Origin of the sequence: Serratia sp. MMO-28 (genome assembly GCF_037199905.1) — a bacterium.
In the GTDB taxonomy this organism is placed as follows: domain Bacteria; phylum Pseudomonadota; class Gammaproteobacteria; order Enterobacterales; family Enterobacteriaceae; genus Chania; species Chania oryzae.
In genome coordinates, this window is sequence record NZ_JBBCVB010000038.1 from 40,791 (window position 1) to 48,652 (window position 7,862).

Below are 7,862 nucleotides of genomic sequence, written 5' to 3' on the forward strand. Positions count from 1 at the left end.
TCTCCCACAGGGAGAGGGAGCGACTCATTAGCGCGGAGGGTGCCTTATTTCAGGTCTGCGTTGTCGAAGTTGAATGACGCATCCGGCATCACATAGAAACCGCTCAGCTGTTTGTTATTTGCCGAGAGCAGACGCTCAGTGACCAGGAAGATCCACGGGGCATCGGCCCAGATGCGGTCCTGCACCTGTTGGTACAGCGCCTGCCGCTTGGTGCGATCGGTGGTTGCCAGCGCCGCTGCCAAATCCTCATCCACCTGCGGGTTGCTGTAGAACGCGGTGTTGAACTGTTTCGGCGGTGCCGCCTGAGTAGAGAACAGCGGCGACAGCGCCCAATCGGCCTCACCGGTCGATGCCGACCAGCCGGTATAGAACATCCGCACGCCGGTGTCCTTCACACCCACGCTCTCCACCTGCGCCGCACGCTGCCCCGCATCCATTGCCGTGACCGTCACCTTCACCCCAACCTGCGCCAGCTGTTGCTGGGCAAACTGCAGCACCTTCTGCGCGGTACTGTGGTTATGAGAAGACCACAACGTGGTGGTAAAACCGTTCGGGTAACCGGCTTCTTTCAGCAGTTCACGCGCCTTGGCCGGATCGTAGGGCCAAGGTTGATAGCGAGCAGCAAAGTCGATTGCCGGTGGCACCGGTCCTTCTGCAGGCACGGCATAGCCTGCAAATGCTACTTTAATCAGCGCGTCTTTATTGATGGCGTAGTTCAGCGCCTGGCGCACTTTCAGGTTGTCGAACGGCTTTTGCGTTACGTTCATGCTGATATAGCGCTGCAGAATTGACGGGGCGGCCACCAGATCCAACTTAGCGTTTTTTTCCAGCACGCTGGCCTGCTCATAAGGGATCGGGAAGGCAAAGGTGGCTTCACCGGTTTGCAGCATCGCCGCACGGGTGTTGTTATCTACCACCGGGCGCCAGGTGATGGTATCGAGTTTCGGCAGCCCGGCTTTCCAGTAACCGTCAAACTTCTTCACTTTGACAAAATCGGTCTGGTTCCAGGTTTCAAACTGGTAAGGGCCGGTTCCCACCGGATGGAAACCGATCTCCTTACCGTACTGTTTCAGCGCCGCCGGGGAGATCATCACCGCTGCCGGATGTGCCAGGTTGTTGATAAACGCCGCAAAAGGCGTTTTCAACACAATCTTGACGGTATCCGGTGCCACTGTCTCGGTCTTATCGATCATTCTGAACAGGTTATAACGTTTGAGGCGGTTCTCCGGGTTACTGGCGCGATCCAGGTTAATTTTCACCGCTTCGGCGTTGAAATCGCTGCCATCGTGGAATTTCACCCCCGGATGCAGCTTGATGGTATAGGTCAGGCCATCTGGGCTCACCTCATAGCTATCCGCCAGCACGTTAACCAGCTTCATGTCTTTATCGAAGCCGAACAGCCCCTGATAGAAGGATTTAGCCACCGCCTGCGACAGGGTGTCGTTGGCATCGTACGGATCGAGCGTGGTGAAGTTAGACGCCACGGCAATCACCGCATCTTTGGCGGCCCAGGCCGGACCAGCGGCCACAGCCAGTAGAGCGGCGGCCAGAACATTGCGTTTAAATCTCTGCATGGTCATATCGTTTTCTCTCCTGAGGCAAGGCTAAAAGGCACCGGCAATCGGATGGCGGGCCACAAAGTGCCCCGGCCCAACCTGCACTAAAGGTGCGGTAACGGGGTCGTCGCCCAGCGCGCGGATCGGGCTGGGTATTTCATCCACCAGCAGTGGCTGGCGTTGATGAGCTTGGGCCGGATCGGCAACCGGCACCGCAGCCATCAGCTTGCGGGTATAGGCATGCTGTGGGTTTTCAAATACGCTGCGGCGCGGGCCGATCTCAACAATCTGGCCGAGATACATCACGGCTACGCGGTGGCTGATGCGCTCCACCACCGCCATATCATGGGAAATAAACAGGAAAGCGATGCCAAACTCACGCTGCAGATCGAGTAACAGATTCACGATCTGCGCCTGTATCGACACATCCAGCGCAGAAACGGCTTCATCCGCCACCACCACTTTCGGGTTGAGCGCCAGCGCGCGCGCAATGCAGATCCGTTGGCGTTGGCCGCCGGAAAACTCGTGCGGATAACGCCGCGCATGTTCCGGCAGCAGCCCAACCCGCTCCAGCAGCCAGGCCACGCGCTTTTCCGCCTCGGCACCGCGCGCCACGTTATGCACCAACAACGGTTCCATGATCGAGAAACCCACGGTCAAACGCGGATCCAATGAAGCGTAAGGGTCTTGAAAGATAAACTGGATATCGCGCCGCAAATGCTGCAACGCCGCGCCTTTAAGCTGATTGATCCGCTGGCCGTTGAAAGTAATGGTGCCGTGCTGGCTATCGACCAGCTTCAGCAGCGCGCGCCCGGTGGTGGACTTGCCGCAGCCGGACTCCCCCACCAGCCCCAGCGTTTCGCCGGGGTATAAATCGAAACTGATGTTTTCCACCGCGTGCACGCGGCGGGTGACGCGGTTGAGAATGCCGCTGCGCAAATCAAAACGCGCGACCAGGTTTTCCACCTGCAGGATCGGTGCCGCTCCGGCCTGCAAGGTATCCTGCGGTGCGCCATTGTCTGCGCTGCCGGGCAAGGGGAATTTGGCCGGCAAGTCCTGATCCTTCATCGAACCCAGCCTTGGCACCGCTGCCAGCAGCGCTTGGGTATAAGGCTGTTGCGGCGCGGCAAACAGCGCGCGCACGTCGCCTTCTTCTACCTTTGCTCCCTGATGCATCACCAGCACCCGATCGGCAATCTCGGCGACCACGCCCATATCGTGGGTGATAAAGATCACCGCCATTTGCATTTCCTGCTGCAATTCGCGGATCAACTGCAAGATTTGCGCCTGAATGGTGACATCCAGCGCGGTAGTCGGTTCATCGGCGATCAGCAACGCCGGCTTGCACGACAGCGCCATGGCGATCATCACCCGCTGGCGCATGCCGCCGGAAAGCTGGTGCGGATAGCGATCCAACACATTTTTCGCTTCGGGGATGCGCACCCGATCAAGCATGCGTAACGCTTCGCGTTTGGCGCTGCGGTGATCCATGTGCTGATGCAGGCGTAACGACTCGGCGATCTGCTCCCCCACTGGGAATACCGGGTTGAGCGAGGTCATCGGCTCCTGAAAAATCATCGCCATATCGGCACCGCGCAGGGTGCGCAAGGTGCTCTGCCTGGCCTGCGCCAGATCGAGCACCTGGCCATTGCGGCGGCGAAACTGCATCACCCCGCGGGTCAGTTCACCGCCGCCCTGTTCCACCAGACGCATCAGCGCCAGCGAGGTGACGGATTTACCGGAACCGGATTCACCCACAATCGCCAGCGTTTCGGCGCGATCCACGTTGAAGGCCAGATTGCGCACCGCCGCAATGGTTTCTCCTTCCTGACGGAATTGTACGCTCAGATCGCTCACCGCCAGCACGCGCTGCGGCGGCAAGATGATGGCATCGCTCATGCGCCCCTCCGCTTAACGTTCAGCGATAGATACCGACGGAAGGGGCATCACCGACATAGCCAAAGCCACGGTACATGCCTTCACTGTTGAACGGCAGTGCCACGTTGCCGAAGCGATCGATGGCGATCAACCCGCCGCTGCCGCCCATCGCCAGCAGCTTTTCCATCACCACTTTATCGCAGGCCTGTTGCAGGCTTAGCCCGGCATATTCAATCAATGCGGAAACGTCATAGGCCGAGAGATTACGCATAAAGATTTCACCGGTGCCGGTGCTGGACACCGCGACGGTAGCATTGTTGGCATAGCAGCCAGCGCCAATCATCGGCGTATCGCCAATGCGCCCAGCCTGTTTATTGGTCATGCCGCCGGTCGAGGTCGCGGCCGCCAGGTTACCCAAAGCATCCAGCGCCACGGCCCCTACGGTGCCAAACTTGCGATCGGGGTCGAGAGGATCGTCACCGTGCAGCGCCGCACCGTCATGATCGAGCAGCACGCGCCCCAGTTCCGCCTGGGCGCGGTGCAGTTGGTCAAAGCGTTCCTGAGTAAAGAAGAAGTCGGGCTCGACCATTTCCAGGCCGTGGGCAGCGGCAAAGCGTTCGGCACCTTCAGCGGCAAACAGCACGTGATTGCTGTTCTCAAGCACCGCACGCGCCGCGAGGATTGGGTTACGTATCCGGCTGACAGCGGCAACCGCCCCTGCGTCACGGGTGCGGCCATCCATCACGCAGGCGTCCAGCTCATGGGTGCCCTGATGGGTAAATACCGCCCCTTTGCCCGCATTAAATAACGGGCACTCTTCCAACAGCCTGACTGCTTCCGTAACCGCATCCAGCGCGCTGCCGCCCTGTGCCAGAATCACCTGCCCGGCGGCAACAATATCGAAAAGCGCCTGAATATAACGTTGTTCCTTTTCAGCACTCAACGCGGCACGGGTAATTGCCCCCGCTCCGCCATGAATGGCAATCACTGGTTTGCTCATTGACCTGACATCCTGTGTTAACTCAATATCTGGCGGAACTGATATACCCGTCATACTTGAAGGGGATAATTATTATTCTGTCTTTTTCGACTATATTTAGCCCGGCATACGATGTAAAGCACAAAGTCTTCGGCCAGGATTTGCTTAGATTATTTTGTACGTTGAAAGAACTTAATAGAATAAAAACATCCTGTTATCTCCGTACCTGCAACGTAATGCTGTCGCGCCCAGCCCGCTGGACGCGCAGCAAAATATTCAGAACCCCGAGCCCGGTTGCAGCAGAAATTCACGCTCATCTGGCGTCGATTCCCGGCCTAATATCGCATTACGATGTGGATAACGGCCAAAACGCTCAATAATGGCTTTATGACGTATTTCATATTCCAGTTGATCGCCATTATTTAATTCGCTGTACAACGCCAATGCCTGTTGATGGATCTGCACGGATTCGGAATGCATAAACGGCAAATAAAGAAAACCGCGCTGCTCAATGCTGAGCTGTTCGCATAATCCGCTCGCGATCGCCTCCTGCGCCAATACCAGTGCCATACCATCACAGGAAAAAGCACGCGGTGTGTCGCGAAACAGATTACGGCTGAACTGATCGAGCACGATAATCTCCGCCAACCGCCCTTCTATCGTGGCGCGCCAGTGTGCCAATTCCCCCCGTGACGCCGCATGCCAAACCTGGCTGAAGCGGGTATGTAGCAGACGATCAAAATCATCGTCTTTTTTAAACCACATCACCGGGTTAATCTCTGTAAACCAGAAATCCAGTATCTGTCTGTGCATTGTCGTTTCCTATTGTTGACCTCAGGAGCATCATTCTCCCCTCCGGCGTTATCTGCCATAATAGCCGCACTTTGCCGAAAAACTCGCGCACGCTGATTATGGAGCTTATTTTATGGATCATTGCCATACTTCCGACCTTATCTCCCTTGAGCAGGCACTGGAGACCATGCTCTCCCAGGTTGCGCCACTGCAAGAGAGTGAATCCATTGCGCTGACCAGCGCCGCCGGGCGCATTACGGCGGCGGCAGTGATTTCCCCTATCGATGTGCCCCCTTTCGCTAACTCGGCGATGGACGGTTACGCGGTGCGCACCAACGAATTAAACACCAACGCGCCGTTACCGGTGGCGGGTAAAGCCTTTGCCGGCGCGCCATACACCGGCGAGTGGCCAGCCAAGACCTGTCTCCGCATTATGACCGGCGCGCCGATCCCAACGGGGGCCGATGCGGTGATCATGCAGGAACAGGCAGAGGTGAGCGAGGCCGGTGTGCGCTTCAACGCACCAGTACGCAGCGGGCAGAATATCCGGCTGGCGGGAGAAGATATTCGTCAGGGTGCCAGCGTCTTGCCTGCCGGGGTTAAGCTCGGGGCGGCACAGTTGCCGCTGCTGGCTTCGCTGGGCGTGGCCGAGGTGCAGGTGATGCGCAAGCTGAAGGTCGCGGTGTTTTCTACCGGTGACGAACTGCAACCTGTCGGCCAACCGTTACAGGCGGGGCAGATTTACGATACCAACCGCTTTGCGGTGCGCCTGATGCTGGAACAGCTTGGCTGCACGGTGATCGATCTGGGGATTATCCGCGACGATCAGGCAGCCCTTCGCGCCGCGTTCAATCAGGCGGATAGCCAGGCGGACGTGGTGATCAGCAGCGGTGGCGTTTCGGTCGGTGAGGCCGATTACACCAAGCAGATGCTGGATGAACTCGGCCAAGTCGGCTTCTGGAAGCTGGCGATCAAACCTGGCAAACCTTTCGCCTTCGGCAAGCTGCAACGCGCCTGGTTCTGCGGCCTGCCGGGTAACCCAGTTTCTGCCGCACTGACTTTCTATCAATTGGTGCAACCGTTGCTTGCCAAGCTGGCCGGGCACAGCGAATGGCGCTTACCGGCCCGCCTGAAAGCACGCGCGCTGACGCCGCTGAAGAAATCACCGGGCCGCCTCGATTTCCAACGCGGCATCTTCAGCAGCAACGCCACAGGCGAGCTGGAAGTGAGCAGCACCGGCCATCAAGGTTCACACGTGTTCAGTTCCTACAGCCAAGGCAACTGCTTTATCGTACTGGAGCGCGAACGCGGATTTGTCGCTGCCGGTGAAATGGTGGATATCGAACCTTTCAACGGATTACTGGGGAACTGAACATGCTGCCGGAATTAACCGATGCTGAAACGCTGCGTTATAACCGCCAGATCGTGCTGCGTGGTTTTGACTTCGACGGCCAGGAAAAGCTGAAAGCTGCACACGTGCTGATCGTCGGGCTCGGCGGTTTGGGCTGTGCGGCAGCGCCTTATCTGGCTACCGCAGGCGTCGGCCACTTGACCTTGGTTGATTTCGACACGGTTTCACTCTCTAATCTGCAGCGCCAGATCCTGCACCGCGATGCCCGCATCGGCATAGCGAAAGTGGATTCGGCGCGCGCTGAGCTGAGCGCGATCAATCCGCACATCCGTATCGATACGGTCGCCGATCAGTTGGATGAGGCACACATGGCGGCGCAGATTGCCGCCTGTGATGTGGTGCTGGACTGCACCGATAACGTTGCCACACGCGATCTGCTAAACCGCCTGTGCCATGCACAGCGTAAGCCGCTGGTTTCGGGTGCTGCTATCCGCATGGAAGGCCAACTCAGCGTGTTTACCTATCAGCCTGGGGAACCCTGCTATCGCTGCCTGAGCCGCTTATTTGGTGAAAACGCCCTCACCTGCGTGGAGGCCGGGGTAATGGCACCGTTAGTCGGCACGATCGGCACGCTACAGGCAATGGAAGCAATCAAGCTGCTGACCCATTACGGCCAACCGCTGGTGGGGAAATTGCTGATGTTTGACGCCATGAGCATGCAGTTCCGCGAGATGAAGCTGCCGAAGGATCCGCAGTGCGAAGTGTGTAGCAAAAACACCTGAATTCCCCCGCAAGGATGCATAAACCAACCGATTATGTTTATTTACCGTAAACGGAGCGCATTGCGCTCCATAGCTAATAAGATCAAATAGTGAAGGGCTGAATTATTGCCGTCAGAAAGGAATGGATAAGATACACGTGATAGAACAGGTTAGCCGCTATGGTGTGCGGCTGAACAAAGTCGAATGCTAAAAAAGGCCGCATCAGCGGCAACTATTTGTCAGTTAAGACTAACCAGTTCCCTCTCCCTTGGGGAGAGGGTTAGGGTGAGGGGACAATCGCCGGACGACAAGCCCCTCACCCCCGCCCTCTCCCACAGGGAGAGGGAGAAGCTCACCGCTCGATGCAGATTTACGTTACGCCTGCTGCTATCGAGAAAGAAGAATTCACCGACAGACTCAGATTCGAGCGGTTACCTCTCCCACAGGGAGAGCAGCTGTGTTTAAAGTCAATGGGTGATGATTAATTTGTCACCCATTGCCTATTATCTCGCAGCATCGCGTTTAATATCGTTAACAGCTTTCTG

General features: G+C 57.4%; 6 protein-coding genes. 2 read left to right on the forward strand and 4 right to left on the reverse strand.

All coding sequences use genetic code 11. The annotated features are described in order from the left end of the window. Window positions 1–44: 44 nt before the first annotated feature. From gsiB to WG891_RS23995, 4 genes are all read right to left on the reverse strand, one after another. Window positions 45–1,580, reverse strand: coding sequence for a glutathione ABC transporter substrate-binding protein GsiB (gsiB, locus tag WG891_RS23980; RefSeq protein ID WP_337264784.1), 1,536 nt, complete (start codon window positions 1,578–1,580; stop codon window positions 45–47). 24 nt (window positions 1,581–1,604) lie between these two features. After that, window positions 1,605–3,455, reverse strand: coding sequence for a dipeptide ABC transporter ATP-binding protein (locus WG891_RS23985; RefSeq protein WP_337264785.1), 1,851 nt, complete (start codon window positions 3,453–3,455; stop codon window positions 1,605–1,607). 19 nt (window positions 3,456–3,474) lie between these two features. Then, window positions 3,475–4,434, reverse strand: a complete 960-nt coding sequence (locus WG891_RS23990) for an isoaspartyl peptidase/L-asparaginase family protein (RefSeq protein WP_337264786.1) — start codon at window positions 4,432–4,434, stop codon at window positions 3,475–3,477. 255 nt (window positions 4,435–4,689) lie between these two features. Further along, window positions 4,690–5,226, reverse strand: coding sequence for a DUF924 family protein (locus WG891_RS23995; protein WP_337264787.1), 537 nt, complete (start codon window positions 5,224–5,226; stop codon window positions 4,690–4,692). 112 nt (window positions 5,227–5,338) lie between these two features. Between WG891_RS23995 and moeA the strand changes: the two genes are divergently transcribed. Both moeA and moeB read left to right on the forward strand, forming a co-directional pair. After that, complete coding sequence (gene moeA / locus WG891_RS24000; RefSeq protein ID WP_337264788.1) at window positions 5,339–6,577, forward strand: molybdopterin molybdotransferase MoeA; 1,239 nt, start codon at window positions 5,339–5,341, stop codon at window positions 6,575–6,577. Window positions 6,578–6,579: 2 nt separating this feature from the next. After that, entirely contained in the window at window positions 6,580–7,338 is a 759-nt protein-coding gene (gene moeB / locus WG891_RS24005) for a molybdopterin-synthase adenylyltransferase MoeB (protein ID WP_337264789.1), read from the forward strand. Window positions 7,339–7,862 lie beyond the last annotated feature (524 nt).

Bases quoted from the DNA above. Each gene is read 5' to 3' on its own strand.
- WG891_RS23985 (WP_337264785.1), bottom strand. From the start codon at position 3,455: ATGAGCGATGCCATCATCTTGCCGCCGCAGCGCGTGCTGGCGGTGAGC.
- WG891_RS23990 (WP_337264786.1), bottom strand. From the start codon at position 4,434: ATGAGCAAACCAGTGATTGCCATTCATGGCGGAGCGGGGGCAATTACC.
- moeB (WP_337264789.1), top strand. From the start codon at position 6,580: ATGCTGCCGGAATTAACCGATGCTGAAACGCTGCGTTATAACCGCCAG.
- gsiB (WP_337264784.1), bottom strand. From the start codon at position 1,580: ATGACCATGCAGAGATTTAAACGCAATGTTCTGGCCGCCGCTCTACTG.
- moeA (WP_337264788.1), top strand. From the start codon at position 5,339: ATGGATCATTGCCATACTTCCGACCTTATCTCCCTTGAGCAGGCACTG.
- WG891_RS23995 (WP_337264787.1), bottom strand. From the start codon at position 5,226: ATGCACAGACAGATACTGGATTTCTGGTTTACAGAGATTAACCCGGTG.